We start from the raw sequence: 17,143 nt of genomic DNA, 5'->3' as shown, positions 1-17,143 counted from the left end.
CCCAATCTCGGCCCCGACCGTGGTACCTTGCGGCGCGTGTCGGATGTCCTCTGCCCCCAGTGCGCCACTGCGTGCGATCCGGCACACCGGTTTTGTCATGTGTGCGGTTTTCCGATCTCGGAGCTGCAAACACGCGCCGACGATCCGCTGCTCGGCACGACGCTGCCCGGCGGCTACGTCATCCTCGAGCTCATCGGCGTGGGCGGCATGGGGCGCGTCTATCGCGCCGAGCAGAAGGCGCTCGGCCGCACGGTGGCCGTCAAGATCATCCACCCGCACCTGCTCGGCGACGAGAGCGCTTCGGTCCGTTTCATCACCGAGGCGCGCGCAGCGAGTCGGCTGAACCATCCGAACATCGTCAGCGTCTTCGACTTCGGAAAGAGCGGAAACCAGCTCTACCTCGTGATGGAGTTCCTGCGCGGCCGGGATCTCGCGCGGGTCGATTACGAAGAGGGGCCGCTCCCGTTCCGCCGCATCGTCGACGTCATGTGCCAGGTCCTCGCGGGCCTCGCGGAAGCGCACCACCTCGGGATCATCCACCGCGATCTGAAGCCCGAGAACGTGGTGCTCGAGCCGATGCGCACGGGCGGCGACTTCGTGAAGGTCGTCGATTTCGGCCTCGCGAAGATGCGCGAGGTGCCGAGCACGCACATCACGAGCCCCGGCATCGTCTGCGGCACCCCCGACTACATGTCGCCCGAGCAGGGGCGCGGCGATCCGATCGACGGGCGCAGCGATCTCTACACGTGCGGCGTGCTGCTCTTTCAGCTCCTCACGGGGCGACTGCCGTTCGAGTCCGAGTCGCCCACGCAGGTCGTGCTGATGCACCTCACGGTGCCCCCGCCGAACCCGCTCGACGTCGCGCCGGCGCGCAACATCCCGCTTTCGCTCGTCGACGTGACCCTTCGCGCGATGGAGAAAGAAGTCTGTCGCCGCTACCAGACGGCCGACGAGTTCACGATCGCGCTGCGCGCCGCCGCGACGATGCTCGATCGTGGAGCGCCGCCCTCGGCCGACGAGCCCGGCGTTGCCTGCGGGTCGTGCGGCACGATCGCGCCGCGCAACCAGAAGTTCTGCGGCGAGTGCGGCGCGCGGATCTCGCTTCAGCCGCCCATGAGCCAGCCCCGACGCATCGCGCCGCCCGTCTCCGCGGGCCCGCCGCCGCGCGTGCGCATGTCGAGCTTGCCCGAGCTGCCGCTGCCGTTCGTTGGCCGCGAGCGTGATCTCGAGTGGCTCGACAGCTTCCGCTTCGACGTCGATCGCACGCTCGCGACCGCGCGTATCGTCGGCGAGGGCGGCTCGGGCAAGACGCGCCTGCTCCAGGAGTTCATCCACCTCGCCTCCGTGGCGGGCGATTTCGTCGTGCTCACGCGCCCCGATCCATGGGGCGCCGACGTCGGCTACCACGTGCTGCGCGAGTCGATCGTGGCGCTCGCGTCGCTGCCGCCCGGCGGTGGAGAGCCGCACGAGTGGCGCGGCGCGACGCCCGAGGCGCGCGCCGGCCTCATGGCCATCTTCGGCAAGAAGGACCGCAGCGCGCCGCAGCCGAGCGTGAACATGTGGTCGAAGCCCCCCGCGGGCATCGTGCAGCCGGACGATCGCCGCTTCACCGCGGCCGAGGCCCTGCGCTGGGCGATCATGCGCGCGCACGAGAGCAACGAAGGGCGCCTCGTCCTGCTCGCGATCGACGATCTACACGCCGTCGACGGCGCCAGCCGCAACGCCTTCGCCGACGTCGTCGCCGAGCCGCCGATCCACCCGCTGCTCGTCGTCTCGACGCACCTGCCCGGTTTCGATCCTGGCTGGGCAGGCGCCACGCGTGTGCTCGAAGGTCTCCCGCTCGACCTCGTCTCGCAGATGGTGAGTCCGCCCATGGCGGCGACCCTCGGCCAGGGCGGCGGGCGCTCGATCTCGCCGCTCTACCTCGATCAGTTTCTCCGCTTCTCCTCCGAGGGCGGCACGAACCCGCCCGCGCGCCTCGGCGATCTCGTGGCCCAGCGCATCGAGCGCCTCCCGCCGGAAGCGCGCCGCGTGCTCCAGTCCGTCTCCGTGCTCGGCGACGACGCGCAGATGGAGGACATCGAGCGGCTTTTGCCCTCGGATCGCAACACGGGCACGCTGCTCGCCGTCCTCCGTGCGTCGGGCATGATCGAGCAGGAGCTCGGTGGCTTCCGCGCGGCGCACCCGCTCCTCCGCGAGATCGCGCTCGCCACGACGCCCGTCGCCGTCCGCCGGGACCTCCACGCGCGCGCGCTCGTGGGCCGCGACGGCGAGCCGCTGCCCTTGCCGCTCGAGGTCCGCGCGCTCCACGCCTCCCACGCGCAGGACACCTTCGAGGCGCTCATGCTCCTCGAGCAGGTTGCCGATCGCGCGGGCGAGCGTGGGGACCGCGCGGGGGCCATCCTCGCGCTCCGCCGCGGCCTCGACCTCGCGCGCCGCGAGCTCTTCCGCGGCGAGCTCGACGAGCCCGAGAAGGCCGTGATCATCTTCAGCCGCAAGCTCGGCGAGGCACTCGCCCGCGCCTCCGCGCTGACCGACGCCGACGGCGTCTTGCGCGAAGCGCTCGATCTTGCCGCGGGTGGCATCGAGCGCGCGCGCCTGCTCGCGGCGCTCGCCTTCGTCGCGCACGAGCGCGGGCGCGCGAAGGAATCGCTCGCTTTTCTGAATCAGTCGCTCGACCTCGCGCGAACGCTCGGGTCGAGTGATCTCATGGGCTCCCTCGAGCGCATGCGTGCCGAATGGAACGCGGGGTGAACGAGCGACGCGTGGTCCCCGAGGGCCCCGCGCCCGGAACCTCCGCCCCGCGCGGCGCGTCTCGTCCCTTCGTCGCGCGCTGGGACCTCGACAAGACCTATCTACGTACCGACTTCGACACGGTGCGCGACCTCGTCCGCACCGCGATCGAGCGCCCCGATCAGAAGCGCACGGTCCCCGGCGCGGCGGCGCTCCTCCGCGAGCTCGGCCGCGCGGGCGTGGAGATCCACATCCTCTCCGGCAGCCCCGAGCAGCTCCGCACGCGCATCGAGCAGAAGCTCCGCCTCGACGGCGCGCGCTGGGCCTCGCTCACGCTCAAGCCGAACCTCCAGAACATCCTGCGCCTGCGCTTCCGCGCGCTGCGTGGCCAGCTCGGCTACAAGCTGCCGGCGCTCCTCCGTCGCCGTTGCGAGCTCGGCTCCGTGCGCGACGACGACGGTGATCTCGTGCGCGAGGTCCTGCTCGGCGACGACGCCGAGGCCGACGCGTTCGTCTACTCGCTCTATGCCGACGTGTGCGAGGGCCACGTCAAGCCCGACGAGCTCGTCGACATCATGCGCGCGGGCGGCGCGTACGAGGACACGATCCTCGATGCGGTCCGCTTCGCCGGCTACGTCGAGAAGGGCCCTGTCGTCGAGCGCATCCTGATTCACCTCGATCGGCAGTCGTCGCCGTCGGACTTCCGCCTCTACGGCGCGCGCGTCGTCCCGTTCTACAACTACCTGCAGGCTGCCTTCGTCCTGCACGAGGACGGCCGCATCCCGGATCGCGCCGTGCTGCGTGTCGCGCAGGACCTCGTCGCGTCTCACAACTTCGACGGCGCTGCGCTCGGCCGGAGCTACCTCGACCTCTCGCGCCGCGGCCACGTCTCCGGCCGCGGCATCCCCGCGATCGCCGAGGCCTACCGCGAGCTCACGCAGGGCCGCGCTGCGTCGGCGAGCGAGCTCGGCGCGATGGTGCAGAGCCTCGAGCACATGCTCCCCGACCTGCGCCCGCCCGTCTCGCGTTCGGAGAAGGCGCTCGACTACCGCGCGATGGTCGCCGTCCACAACCCGAGGACGCGGCGGTAGTCGAGGCGCGCTCCTGCTTCAAACCCAGGCGTTGTTCAGGATCTCGCCCACGCCGCCTGCGCCGGGGACGATGTACTGCACCTCGTTGAGCCCGCGCTCTTCCTCGCTCGTGCCGGGCTCCGTGCGCAGCACGGCCGGCGGCGAGAGCCCGCGATCGAGCCGGTACGCGTACACCGCGAGATCCGGATGCTCCGCGTGCACGCGCCGGATGTACTCGGGCGTCACGATCAGGTGCATCGCGATGAGCTTCGCCGGCTTCCCTTCCAGCGAGTTCTTGTAAAACGAGACCGCGCTGACCATCGACGAGCCCGTCGCGCCCATCGGATCGGGGAACAGCACGTAACGATCGCCCACGTCACGCCCGATCTTCGCGTCGTGCCACGTCGCGCCGATGACCTTGCCCTGGGCGTCCGTCTGCCGGCTCATGAACAGGTGGTCTTGCCGCACGAGGTTCGGGTCGAGCACCTCGTTCATCAGGTCGAAAACCACCTGCGACGGCATCGTCCCGGCCCGCGCGATGCCCACCGTCACGGCTTTGGTGGTCCTGGCGAGGGCGGTGCCTCGGTAGACGGCCTGCGGGTGCGAGACGGCCATGCGGGTGGGGACGTCCACGCGGGCGCGGGGGAACTCCGTGGCCAGGACGATGCGGGCGAGCCCTTCATAGAGCATGCGGACCAGGCGTCCCATGTCCGGCTGTCCGGTGTCCGGCGAGCAAGCTCGGGTCAAAAGGGTCCAGGCGAACGGGTCGTCGATCAGATGGACTCCCGGCCCGTAGCGGTGGGGAATCTCGGCGGCCCGGTACCGGCTCTCGGCGTAGGCGGTGTCGACCATCATTTTTCTGTTACACTACCTGGCCCCGTGCGGGGTATTCCTACGCGCGCCGGTGGTTCCGGCGTATGGGTTCGGCACGGCGGACGTAGCTCTGGTCTTCCCAGGCGTTCGGACGTGTACGAGACCCGCGAGACGGAGGATGGGTTCGGTGGACAGCGACCTGGCCGAATCGGTTGCGGCGCTCAAGGAAATCTTCGCCAAGCGGGGTATCCCGGTCAGCTTCGGCAAGGCGGAGCCGGCGGCGATCGATGAGCTACGCAAGACCTTCAGGATCCCTGCGCGGTATCGCGCCTTCCTCGCGGCCGCCGATCCGACGGACGTCGAGAGCGTGACCCCCGTCGAGCGTGTGCGGCTCTTCCCGTCGCACAAGCTCGCCGACGAGCAGACGCTCGGGGGCAAACCCGCGGCAGAGATCCCGAACTGGCGCAAGAACTGGGTGATCATCGGCCGCAGCGCGCTGCTCGGTGATCCGTACTTCCTGGACACGAGCAAGCTCGACGCCGAGGGGGACTGCCCCATCTTCACGTGCATGCTCGGGACCGACACGATCAAGCCCGTGCTCTGCGCGTCGAGCTTTCAGCAGTTCCTGCGGATCCTCGCGACGAGCATGGAAGTCGCGACCGGCTTCGGGAGCGGAGTGCTCGACGACGAGGACGAGGCGATCTTCCGCGAGGCGCTCGCGCCGAAGATCAAGACGCTCGACTCGGCTGCGCTGCGCGCGGGTCACTGGACCTAGAACATCGTTCCGAACGATGTCCTGGGTGCCTGCGAGGGGTCGTTCTTCCGGGAACGACCCTTCCGTCCGGTGAAAAAGCCGCGGGCGTAGGCCCCGATCGGGCCTATGTGCCGAAAAAAGAACGTGGTACGGCACGAGCTTCGGCTGCGATCCCCTTGATTCGCAGCGCGCTCGCTGCCGCATGATCCCCATTCACATCGACGGAACGGAAGCGTTCGCCGCGAGCCTCGGCCGACTCGTGGCGCGCGGCGCCGATGATCTCGGCGCGGTCGAGCAAGATGTTCGAGCGATCGTGTCGGCCGTCCGCGCCGAGGGAGATGAAGCGGTCCTCCGCTACGTCGAGCGGTTCGAGCGTCGTCGTCCCGAATCGCTTTTGATCCGTACGTTCGACGGCGCCGCCGCGCTCGCGCGCCTCGAGCCGGACCTCCGCGCCGCGCTCGAGCTCGCGGCCGATCGCATCCGCCGCTACCACGAGCATCAGCGCGAGACCGGCTTCCGTTACGAAGAAGACGGCGTCGAGCTCGGCATGCGCGTGCGCCCGCTCGCGCGGGTCGGCGTGTATGCGCCCGGCGGCAAGGCTCGGTATCCGTCGAGCGTGCTCATGTCGGCGATCCCCGCGCGCGTGGCTGGTGTGCGTGACATCGTCCTCGCCACGCCCGCGCCCGACGATCGCCTCCTCGCGGCCGCGCACCTCTCTGGCGTCACGAGCATCCTCGACGCGGGCGGCGCGCAGGCCATCGCCGCGCTCGCGTACGGCACGGCGAGCTTGCCGCGCGTCGACAAGATCGTCGGACCCGGCAACATCTACGTCGCTTGCGCGAAGAAGCTCGTCTACGGCGACGTCGACATCGACGGCATCGCGGGGCCGAGCGAGATCGTCGCGCTCGCCGATGACACGGCCGAGCCCGCCATCGTCGCGGCCGATCTCCTCTCGCAGGCCGAGCATGACGAGGCTGCGTGGTGTGTCCTCGTCACGACGTCTCGCGCGCTCGCCGAAGCTGTCGTCGCCGAGCTCGGACCGCAGCTCGCGGCGCTCTCGCGCGACTCCATCGCGGGTGAAGCGATGCGCACGCGTGGCGTCGCGCTCGTCGTCCCGAGCCTTGCGCGCCTCGCGGAGATCGCCTCGCTCGTCGCGGGCGAGCACGTCGCGTATCACGTCGCTGATCCCGAGGCGCTCTTCGACGCCGTCGAAGGCGGAGGTGCTGCGCTGCTCGGCGGCATGACGCCGGTCGCGGCTGGTGACTACCTCGCGGGGCCTTCGCACGTCCTGCCCACGGGCGGGGCTGCGCGCTTCGGCTCTCCGCTCGGCGTGTACGACTTCGTCGTGCGGGCGAGCATCATTCGTTACGGCGCGCCCGCGCTGCTCCGTCATGGGCCCCACATCGCGAACTTCGCGCGTGCGGAGGGCCTGGATGCGCATGCGCGCGCGGTCGAGCTACGGATGTCGCAACACACGCGCCTCGGGGGGCGGGGGGAGGGCGAGAGTTAGCGATCGTCGTGTCAGAGCTTTAACGGGGATCCGGGCGGGGCCCCGTGCTTCAACAAGCAAGTGCTTGAAAACGCCCGGAAATTCGATGTGGCATCAAACGTGCTTTCAGTCCCGCTGATCGGGTAGGGACCCGCTCGCGTGGGCTTTTGGCGGGCTTCGGATCGGCAGTGCAAGGAGGACCTTCGATGAGATGGATGAGGATACGGGTCGCCTTCGTGGCCACCCTCGGGCTCCTCGCTGGTGGGGCGCTCGGGTGCGCCGAAGAGCGAGACCCCATCAACCGCGTGCAGGCGAACGCGCTGGCGAAGTCGTTCTTCGTCGGTGAAGACCTGCACAGCGACGCGGACAACCCCGAGTTCTGGACACAGGGCACGGTGGTCGACGTTGGCTACGGCGCGGCGCAGGACGGTTTGTTCACGTCCACGTACGCGCAGCCCGTCGCGCGCTTGAAGTGGCAGATCACGGAGGACCTCCTGATCGGGCGCTTGAGCTACGAGCGCATCCAGGACACCGACGGCAAGAAGGGCGTCGGCCCGTCGACGGATCAGGGCGTGATCGTGGTCGCGTACCCCATCCAGTCGCACTTCGACATTCGTTACGAGTACAACCCGACGACGGGTGAGGAGCTGAACGTCCTCGTCGAGAACGGCTCGGACAGGCCCTGGTACGAGCGCGAGTACTTCCGCGTCGACTGGAGCAAGAACCTCAACGTGGATTCGTACGATTACGACACGTTGTCGATGCTCGGCGTCTACGGCGGCGTCGACTACGAGCCGCTCGACTACTACGTCAGCGATCCGAACGATCCCGACGCGCCGCACTTCGATCCCGAGACGGGCTACTTCGACGTCACGAACAAGGCGTTCGCGAAGCCCAAGATGATCGACCTCAGCCACCTCGGCTGGGGCATCGACAAGTTCCCGGCCTGCTACCTCGACAACGACTTCTTCGGCGGCTCGGCGCCCTCCGGTACCTGTAACCCCGTCGAGCTCACGATTCGCCAGTCCTTCCGCCGCGTGGTCGATCGCGACTACGAGCCGGTCAACTGGGACGGCAAGCGCTTCAGCGCGTACGGCGCGTTCACCGTCGATCGCTCGGGCTACGCCCGCAACTACGGCATGAGCGACGACAAGTGGTACCGCTTCGCCGCGCGTTACAACATCTGGGAGCGCAGCCACTACTACGCTGATCCCGAGAAGATGACGGGCGAGATTGCGTGCTTCGTCCCCGAAAAGACGCTCGCGGGCGACGATCCGCACCGCGACGCGGACGGCAACGGCACCGAGGACGAGTGCGAAGAGGTCACGCAGCGGACGGGCGTGGCGGGCTCGCGTTGCGACGAGTTCAAGCAGCGCTGCACGCTGCCGTATCGCCTGCGCAAGGAGGTCCCGCAGCCCTGGTACTACACCGCGGAGTCGGACCAGTCGTACTACGAGTCGACCGACTGGGCGACGCACGAGTGGGACGTCGCGATGCGCGCCGCGGTCATGTCCGCGCGCAACGCCGAGTGCAAGGCGACGGGCGGTGATCCCGGGGCGTGCGACGGCCAGTTCCCGATGTACCACGGCCAGATGGACGACAACTGGGATCTGATCCAGCTCTCCCACGAGGTCGACGCCTGCCGTGCCGGCAAGACGAACGACGGTCGCAACTGCGAGGCGATCGCGGATCAGCTCGGCGCCGAGCGCGGCATCGATCCGGGCGTGATCGCTGTCGCGAAGATGCAGCAGATGATCATGCTCTGCCACAGCCCGGTCCTCGACACCGACGATCCGGCCTGCGGCCCGGCGGGGCGCTCGGTGCGCATGGGCGACCTGCGCTACCACCAGATCAACGTCATCCCGACGCCGCAGACGCCCTCGCCGTGGGGCATCATGACGGACTCGGACGATCCGCTCACGGGCGAGAAGATCGCGGCGAGCGCGAACGTCTGGTCGCACGTCACGGACCTCTTCAGCCAGGGCCTCGTCGATCAGATGCGGTACCTGAACGGCGAGCTCTCGACCGACCAGGTTACCGAGGGCACGTACGTCAAGGACTGGGCGGTCGCCAGCGAGGCGGCGGGCGGCACGGGCGTGCTCCCGCAGATGAGCCAGGCGGACCTCTCGCGTCGCGTGCTCGGCGGCGCGGGCGTCATGCCGGACAAGATGAAGGCCGTCGAGAGCGGCGAGGGCTCGATCGTCACGAAGCCCGAGTTCGCCGAGTCGCTCGAGAACGTGAAGCAGATGGTCAAGGACGTGCGCGCCGACGCGCTCGCGCCCTCGGCCAACCGCCCGGTCTACGAGGCGCGTCGCCAGCGCGCGGCGGGCTCGCCGATGGAGGCGGAGCTCACGACGAAGGCGATGCAGCAGCTCGCCGGCACGGACAAGCTCCCGGTGAACGACGCCGTGATGAACTTCGCCTCGCCTCTGCGCGGCAATCACCCGCAGGTGCAGCGTGACATCGCGCGCCTGAAGGAGGTCGCCCTCGCCGAGCGTGGCATGTGCATCATGCAGGCGACCTTCCCCTCGCCGATCGGCCTCACCTCGCTCGACAAAGCGATCCAGTCGAAGTTCAAGGACGCCATCAATCCGCGCACGGGCGCGCCGTACGGCACGTTCGCGGATCCGATGACGAACTCGAGGCAGGACCAGCTCGACCGCGCCGAGGCGATCCGCAACTGGATCGCGCAGAAGGCGCACTACTCGGTCATCGCGCACGAGATGGGTCACTCCATCGGCCTGCGCCACAACTTCGTGAGCTCGTCGGACGCCTGGGGCTTCCGCCCGCAGTACTGGCAGCTCCGCACGAAGAACGGCAAGGTCACGGCGGCGTGCAACGACCTCAAGAGCGAGGCCGAGAGCGAGAACTGCGTCGGGCCGCGTTACTTCGACCAGGTCACGGCGAACGAGCGTGATCAGCTCCTCTCCATGTTCATGCACCAGTCGATCATGGAGTACGGCGGTGAGGTCACGCAGGACTTCATCGGCCTCTCCGCGTACGACTTCGCCGCGGCGCGCATGTTCTACGGCCAGACGGTCGCGGTGCATGCCGACCCGGACATGAACGCCGACAAACCGCTCGGCCGCGCCACCCTCGACAAGATGGACGGCTTCGGCGGCATCATCGGCTACCAGTACACGTCGAACGGCAACGCGAACATCCACTACTCCCAGCTCCAGCGGACGTGGAAGATGCTCGACGCGGCTAGCTGCACCTCGCTCACGGAGGAGCAGGTTCAGCGCCTGAAGCCGGCCGACTGGGACGAGGGGCGCCTCGGCAAGTGGGACCCGCTGCTCGACGGCCTGATCGTCAAGGTCAACGGCGAGTACTCCAAGTGCAAGACGCGCAAGGTCGACTACATGCCGTGGCAGTCGATGCGCGACAACGGCGCGGACTTCAGCCGTCGCTGGAGCTCCGTCGACGCGACGAAGCGCACGCGCGTCCCCTACGGCTTCGCCACGGACCGCTGGGCCGACCTCGGCAACGTCGCCGTCTACCGCCACGACAACGGCGCGGACGTCTACGAGCTCTTCAACTTCTTCATCACGCAGCAGGAAGTCGGGCACATCTTCGACAACTACCGCCGCAACCGGCAGAGCTTCAGCGTCCGCGCTTCGGCGATGCGCACGCTCGAGCGGTACAACACGAAGATGCGCGACGCGGCCAAGGGCCTCGGCCTGCTCGTGAACATCTACCGTGACTTCGCGCTCGAGTCCGGCTTCGACTTCAACTCGGAGTGGCCCTCGATCGCGAAGCAGTTCTACCAGGACAACATCCTGGCCTCGGGCCTCGCGTTCGATCACTTCGCGCGCCAGGTCGCTCGCCCGCAGTACGGCGAGCATCACAAGGTCGCGAACGATCTCGTCCTCCGCTCGACGGACGACATCTACTCGCAGCCGGGTCCCACGGTCCTCGTCGTGCCGAACGGCGCCACGGGGTATCGCTCGGACAACAGCCCCGCGGGTCCCGCGGCGATCGGCATCGGCGGCAGGCCGCTCGAGAACGCCCTCGCGGACGACAAGGGCAACGACTACGACTCCGAGTACACGATCAACGCCGGGTCGTATTACGACAAGGCGTGGGCCTCGATGTTGTTCACCGAGTCGGTCGACAACTTCATCAGCGCCTCGCGTCAGGACTTCCTCGACGCTCGTTACCGCGCGGTCTCGCTCGCGGACGTGTTCCCCGATGGCTATCGCCGGTGGCTGGGCAACAACCTGACCGGCGACGACATGCTCAAGGGCGCGTGGGTCAAGGCGAACAACAACACGCCCATCACCGATCCGCAGAAGTTCCCGACGACGCCGCTCGGCTGGACGAGCTGGTGGCCGGCGGAGGGCCCGCAGGTCTGCTTCCCCGGCGACGGCTCGACGGTCTGCTCGGCGGTCGGCTGGGATCCGGGCGTCTTCGAGGGCGAGTCGATCAACGTCGACACGCTCATGCCCATCGACGGTCAGATCGGCTGGGAGCAGCAGAAGTTCCTGATCGCCTGGACGATGAACTATCTGCCCGAGAACCAGCAGCAGTGGTGGATCAACATGCTCCGCCTGTGGGAGCAGGGCGTGGACGGCGATCCCGAGTTCGACGCTCGCATCGAGTTCCACGATCCGACGGGCAAGGTGTACGTCGCCAAGACCATCGGCACCGAGACCCTCTTCGCGGGCACGAAGTACGAGAAGACCGTCCAGAAGGGCATCTCGGCGCGCGTCCTCCAGTACGCGAACGATCTGCTCCAGCAGGCGTACGTGGTCGACGAGGTCGACTACAACAACGACGGCACGGTCGACTGGTACAAGGCGCGGACCAACAGTGACGCGACGTCGCCGAACTACGGCGCGCCGCTCGTCAAGTTCGACTCGACGATCCAGTCGTCGGCCGATCGTTGCACCGCTGCCGACAACACGGGCTGCACCTGCACGGCGAACCGCGCTTGCGTCAAGCTCTCGCGTTACGCCGAGGTGCCGTTCTTCATCCGTCAGGCCCTCGCGGCGTACGGCCTTGCCGACCCGACGATGAAGGGCATCTACGACTGATCGAAGACGCCTTCCCCCCACCCCTCTCCTTCGGGAGAGGGGCCGGGGGTGAGGAGATCACTCGAAACGAAAAGGCCACGGGATTCGCTCCCGTGGCCTTTTTCTTTGGGGCGACAACGGTTTGTCCGGACGCGCGTTTGTCCGGGCGCGTCAGCCCTTCCGCAGATAGCCGGCGTTGATCAGCTTGATGATGGCTTGCGTGGTGTCGAGATCCGTCGCTTGGCTCTTGTTCAGCACGAGGGCGAGGTGCCCGTGGTTGTACGCGAGCTGGAAGACCTCGATCTCCGTCGGCGAGAGCTCACGCAGCGAGGGCCCGAGCGGGTGCGGCACGGTGAGCCGCGTATCGAGATCCGGCAGCTTGTGCCGGAGCGCGTTGAGCTCGTCGATCTGCCGCAGGCCCTCCATGAGCAGCTCCTGCACGGACAGATTGATCGTCACCGGCAGCGTGCGCTCCTCGGGCGGATCGAAGTCGAACGTTCCGCGCGTCCACGCGAGGATGCGGATGGCCGCCTTGAGCGGCGGCACGTCGTCGGCGTTGATCTCGGCGTACGTGACGATGCCTCGGTGCAGGAAGATCTTTCCGACGTCGTCGTCCGAGGTGATCACGAGGACGCCGCTCTTCTTCGAGGTGCCGAGCAGCTGCAGGAGGTCGGGCAGCGGGATCTCCTCGATCGCGCCGGACATCGAGCGTGCGGGGCCGCGGGGCGCCACGGAGGGGCGGGGCGGCTCCATCTTGCGGCGCGAGCCGGCGGCGGCGACGGCGGTGTCGGCCGAGACCACCTTGAGGATGCTCGTGCCGATGAGCACGCGGTCACCTTCCTTGAGCGTGCTCTTCTGGATCTTCTCGCCGTTCACGAACGTGCCGTTCGTCGAGCCGAGATCTTCGATCGTGAGATCCGTGTTCGAGAGCAAGAAGCGCGCGTGCCTTCGCGAGACCATCTCCTCGACGAGGACGATGCCCGCGTCGCTCGCGCGTCCGACGACGAGCTCCTGCGCGTCCTGCAGCGGGATCTCGCCACCCTGGTACTTTCCCGAGATGAAGCGCAGAACGAGCCGCGACGGAGACGTCATGTGTGGAGCTTGTTCCATGTGCGTGGAAACCGAGCACGAGCTACTGCCACGCTCGGTCCGACATTGTGCATCGTGAGACTCTTGGGGTCATCCATCAAAACGACGCGGGCGTAGGGCCCTGGGCCCTGCATTTCCGCTGCGATCGTGACGCCGCGGAAGCTCGCGCGCACGACGCGAAGTCGATTTCACGTGTGGTGGGTTCGCCACGATCGCGCCCCACGCCCCCCTCCGATGGGGGAGAGGGGGACGGGGGTCGGGCTAACGGCTCCGGCGCCTTCGCAGCGCGAGCGCCGCGCCTGCGAGGCCGAGGGCCCAGGCGAGCGGATCCGTCGACGACGGCGCCTTGCCGGTCGAGCACGCGCCGCCGGTGATTATGAAGCCGCTCGGGGGCGCTTCTCCGCCGCTGCCCGCGGCTCCGCCTTGTCCGCCGCTTCCGCCTGCGCCGCCTGCGCCCGCGGAGCCGCCTGCGCCGCCTGCGCCGCCTGCGCCGCCTGCGCCACCGGCACCACCTGCGCCACCTGCGCCGCCCATGCCACCTGCGCCACCTGCGCCGCCCATGCCGCCGGTGCCCGAACTGACCGTGTCGTCGCTCGGATCGTTCGGGTCTCCTTCACCCGGATCGACGGCGCCGTCCTTGTCCTTGTCCTCCTCGCCGTCGGGGATGCCGCCGTTGTCCGTGTCGGGGTCGAGCGGATCGGTCGTCGTCGCGCCCATGTCCGCGTCGGGCACGCAGTTGCCTGCGGCGGGGTTCGTCCCGGAACCGCTGCAGTCGTGGCCCATTTCCGTGCCGTCGAAGATCCCGTCGCCGTCGCTGTCCGGATCGAGCGCGTTGATGAGCCCGTCGCCGTCGGTGTCGTCGCCGGGCAGCGGCTCTTGCCCGTCGGGCACGCCGTCGTTGTCCGTGTCGGGATCGGTCGGGTCCGTGCCGATCATCGTCTCCACGTCGTCGGGTAGCCCGTCGCCGTCGGTGTCGTTGCAGCCCTCGTCGATCGTCCCGTCGCAGTCGTTGTCGATCGTGTCGCACGTCTCCATGCCCGAGGGCACGCAGACGCATTCCTTCTGCGCCGGGTGGCAAACGGGTTTGTCGCCGGGGCACTGGCTGTCCTCGGTGCAGCCCACGCACTCGTTCGGATCGCCCGACGTGTCGCAGATCGGCGTTGCGCCGCCGCAATCGGCGTTCGTCGTGCACTCCTCGATCACCACGACCGTGGGCGGATTGCCCGGCGACACGCCGTTGCCGTCGGTCGGGAACGACGTGTACGGCGCGCCTTGTTTGCCTTCGCCGCTGAGCGTCGCCTGGTTCGAGAGGGTCGCGGGCGCGTTCGGCTCGACCTTCACGCGGAAGCGCACGAGCGCCGTCTCGCCTGGGGCCATCTCGCCGCCCGAGATCGCGTTCGCGCCTGCGCCGAGGCGCACCGTGACCGTGCGCGTCGCGGCTGTGTACTCGCCCTGATCGTCGCCCGCCTGCTCCGTCTTCAGCCCCGCGTTCGCGCCTTGCACGATCTCGAGCGAGCCCGGGACAAACGACACGCCGAGGGGCAACTGGTCGTCGAGACGCGTGTTGATCGACGTGTCGTTGCCGCTGTTCGTCACGGCGATCGCGTATTCGAGCTCGTCGCCGACGACGAGCTTGCCGGCGTTCACGTCCGACGCGGTCTTCGTCGACGTCGAGAAATCGGGCAGGAGCGTGGTGATCGACGAGACGAAGCCGCCGATCCAGAAGATATCGTTTGCGCCCGAAGCATTGCCGACCTGCACGTTCGCGGTCTTCTGGCCCGGCGTGATCTTCGTGGAGATGTCGACGACGTCGAGATCGATCCCGCTCATGCTGCCGGGCCCGCCCGTGAGCTTCGGCAGATCGCCGTCCGTCGCGACGGCCGCGCCGAGCCACGATCGCGAGGCGTTGAAGAAGTTCCCCATCGGGTTCTGCGCGTCGATGATGTCGTTGGCGGCGCTGAGCACGCCCGTTCCGAAGCGCAGGTAATCGTTCTGGCCGGCGGAGCTCGCGACGTCGCCCTCGTAGGCGATGACGGCGAGCTTGCCGTCGATGGCCGCGCCGGGGACGGTGAAGCCCGAGAGCGCGAGCGTCTGCGGCGTGACGCCGATCCGATCGAAGCCGTCGTGCAGCGCGAGGTGGCGCGGCTTCTCCGAGGGCAGCTCGTAGAACACGACGAGCCACCACCCGGCGAAGAGCCGGTCCTGCACGAGGCCGACGAAGCTGATCGAGTCGACGCCGGAGAGCCGGTATGCGCCTCCGCCCTGGGCCGCCACGAGCGAGGTCACGTCCGCGGTCGACTGGTAGAAATACTCGGTCACGCCGCCCGAGACGTTCGTGCCCACGAGGCTGTCGTCGGCGGTGATCGCCTGGGAAAACGAGCCGAGGCGCTCGAGCGTCACGCTCGTGTCGGCGGTGCCATTGTTGTCCCAGCGCGCGCCCCAGTAGAGTCGGGCGTAGGTCACGGTCGCGCCGGGCGGCAGCGTGAGCACGGCGGTCGAGCGTTGATCGGCCACGGTGACGCTCTCGGACGCGCTGGCGCTGCCGGCGGGCTCGTCCGCGCGCCAGTGGATATCGGGCGCGCCGTCGCCGCTGCCGTTGCAGATCACCTGGCCGACGAGGGGCGCGACCCCGACGTTTCCGCACTCGTACCCGAGCGTATTGCCGATCAGCTTGAAATCGCCGTGGCCGTCGAACTGCTTTCGCAGCTTGGGGACAGCGAGGGCCGTTCCGGAGGGGAGGGCGGCGAAGGCGACGGCGCCGAGCAGGGCGGCGCGGCCGGCCCGGCCGAAAAAGCTACGCCGGGGCGGGGAAGGGGAGCGCGTGGACATGGCAAGGACCTCGCATTCCATCATGCCAGAGGTCGCCCGCCGAGCGCATTCTTTTTGGGCGGGATCGCGGCCCTCGGCGCTCGCTCAGAATGCGTTATGGCCGGTCAGCGCGTTGCCCAGGATCAGCGTGTGCACCTCGTCGGTGCCTTCGTAGGTGTAGACGCTCTCCAGGTTCAGCGCGTGCCTTATGACGGGGTAGTCGAGCAGGATCCCGTTTCCGCCGAGCAGGCCGCGCGCCTTGCGGGCGGCGCGCAGTGCGAGGCCCACGTTGTTCTTCTTGCAGAAGGAGACCTGAACGGGCGTGATGGCGCCGGCGTCCTTGAGGCGACCGTAATGCAGCGCGAGGATCTGGCCTTTCGCGATGTCCATGGCCATCTCCACGATTTGCTCCTGCACGAGCTGCTTTGCCGCCACGGGTTTTCCGAACTGCACGCGCTCGCGCGTGTACGCGACCGCGGCCTCGTAACAGGCGCGCGCGGCGCCGAGCGCGCCCCAGGAGATGCCAAAGCGCGCTTGCGTGAGGCAGGAGAGCGGTCCCTTGAGCCCCACCACGCCGGGCAGCACGTTTTCCTTGGGCACGCGCGCCTCGTTCAGCACGATCTCGCCCGTCGGGCTCGCGCGCAAGCTCATCTTGCCGTGGATCGTGGGCGTCTCGAAGCCCTTCGTCCCGCGTTCGACGATGAACCCGCGGATGGACGAGGCGTCGCCGTCGTCGACCTTCGCCCATACCACGGCGAGATCGCAGATCGGCGCGCTCGTGATCCACATCTTCGTCCCCGTGAGCACGTACGAATCGCCGTCGAGCCGCGCGCGCGTCTTCATCGAGCCGGGATCGCTGCCGGCATCCGGCTCGGTGAGGCCGAAGCAGCCGATGAGCTCGGCGGCGGCCATTTTCGGCAGGTATTTGTTTTTCTGTTCCTCGGAGCCGAAGCGCCAGATCGGGTACATCGCGAGCGAGCCCTGGACGCTGACGAAGCTCCGGAGCCCGCTGTCGCCGTACTCGAGCTCGGCGAGCGCGAGCCCGTAGGAGACGGCATTCATGCCGGCACAGCCGTATCCCTGGAGGGAGGCGCCGAGCAGGCCCATCGCGGCGATCTCGGGGATGAGGTCCTCTGGGAACTGCTCCTTCGCGAAGAGCTCGGCGGCGCGCGGCAGATACCGCTCGCGCACGAACCTGCGCACGGTGTCGCGGATGATGCGCTCCTCGTCCGTGAGGAGGCCGTCGATGGCGGTGAGGGCGTCGAGCGAGAGCGGCTCTTGGGGCGTCATGGTCTCGGGCGTGTGTAGCCCGGATGGCGAGCGCGGGGAAGGGGCGTCGCGGCGCGCGCCCTCACGACCCGCGACAATCGGC

9 protein-coding genes are annotated in these 17,143 nt (G+C 68.5%); 5 read left to right on the top strand and 4 right to left on the bottom strand.

The features are described 5' to 3' along the window. Nucleotides 1–36 precede the first annotated feature (36 nt). Both KEG57_RS26825 and KEG57_RS26820 read left to right on the top strand, forming a co-directional pair. On the top strand, nt 37–2,754 hold the full coding sequence (locus KEG57_RS26825; protein WP_272425330.1) for a protein kinase domain-containing protein: 2,718 nt from the start codon (nt 37–39) through the stop codon (nt 2,752–2,754). Further along, nucleotides 2,751–3,824 (top strand): HAD family hydrolase, encoded by a 1,074-nt coding sequence (locus KEG57_RS26820; RefSeq protein ID WP_272425331.1) that lies wholly within the window; start codon nt 2,751–2,753, stop codon nt 3,822–3,824. Before KEG57_RS26825 ends, KEG57_RS26820 begins: the two co-directional genes overlap by 4 nt. Before the next feature lie 18 nt (nt 3,825–3,842). Here the strand turns inward: KEG57_RS26820 and KEG57_RS26815 are convergent, their stop codons facing one another. Continuing rightward, on the bottom strand, nt 3,843–4,658 hold the full coding sequence (locus KEG57_RS26815) for a uracil phosphoribosyltransferase (RefSeq protein WP_276074243.1): 816 nt from the start codon (nt 4,656–4,658) through the stop codon (nt 3,843–3,845). 145 nt (nt 4,659–4,803) lie between these two features. On the opposite strand from KEG57_RS26815, the gene KEG57_RS26810 reads away from it, so the two are divergent. From KEG57_RS26810 to KEG57_RS26800, 3 genes are all read left to right on the top strand, one after another. Beyond that, nucleotides 4,804–5,391: an SMI1/KNR4 family protein gene (locus tag KEG57_RS26810; RefSeq protein WP_272425332.1), complete on the top strand. Its 588-nt coding sequence runs from the start codon at nt 4,804–4,806 to the stop codon at nt 5,389–5,391. A 181-nt stretch (nt 5,392–5,572) separates the two neighbouring features. Next, the gene (gene hisD, locus KEG57_RS26805) at nt 5,573–6,880 is read left to right on the top strand and encodes a histidinol dehydrogenase (protein WP_272425333.1); all 1,308 of its coding nucleotides are present in this window, start codon (nt 5,573–5,575) and stop codon (nt 6,878–6,880) included. Nucleotides 6,881–7,065: 185 nt separating this feature from the next. Continuing rightward, a complete protein-coding gene (locus KEG57_RS26800) occupies nt 7,066–11,895 on the top strand; it encodes a zinc metalloprotease (RefSeq protein WP_272425334.1) in 4,830 nt (1,609 codons plus the stop codon). 150 nt (nt 11,896–12,045) lie between these two features. On the opposite strand, the gene KEG57_RS26795 is transcribed toward KEG57_RS26800, so the two are convergent. From KEG57_RS26795 to KEG57_RS26785, 3 genes are all read right to left on the bottom strand, one after another. Further along, complete coding sequence (locus KEG57_RS26795) at nt 12,046–12,966, bottom strand: DUF4388 domain-containing protein (protein WP_272425335.1); 921 nt, start codon at nt 12,964–12,966, stop codon at nt 12,046–12,048. 258 nt (nt 12,967–13,224) lie between these two features. After that, nucleotides 13,225–15,792 carry a DUF3344 domain-containing protein gene (locus KEG57_RS26790; RefSeq protein WP_272425336.1) on the bottom strand — a complete coding sequence of 856 codons (2,568 nt, stop codon included), beginning with the start codon at nt 15,790–15,792 and terminating at the stop codon, nt 13,225–13,227. 84 nt (nt 15,793–15,876) lie between these two features. Then, a complete protein-coding gene (locus KEG57_RS26785; RefSeq protein WP_272425337.1) occupies nt 15,877–17,061 on the bottom strand; it encodes an acyl-CoA dehydrogenase family protein in 1,185 nt (394 codons plus the stop codon). Nucleotides 17,062–17,143 lie beyond the last annotated feature (82 nt).

The organism is Polyangium jinanense (assembly GCF_028435365.1).
The sequence above is the reverse complement of the archived record's forward strand: the minus strand, read 5'-3'. Positions and strand labels throughout refer to the sequence as shown.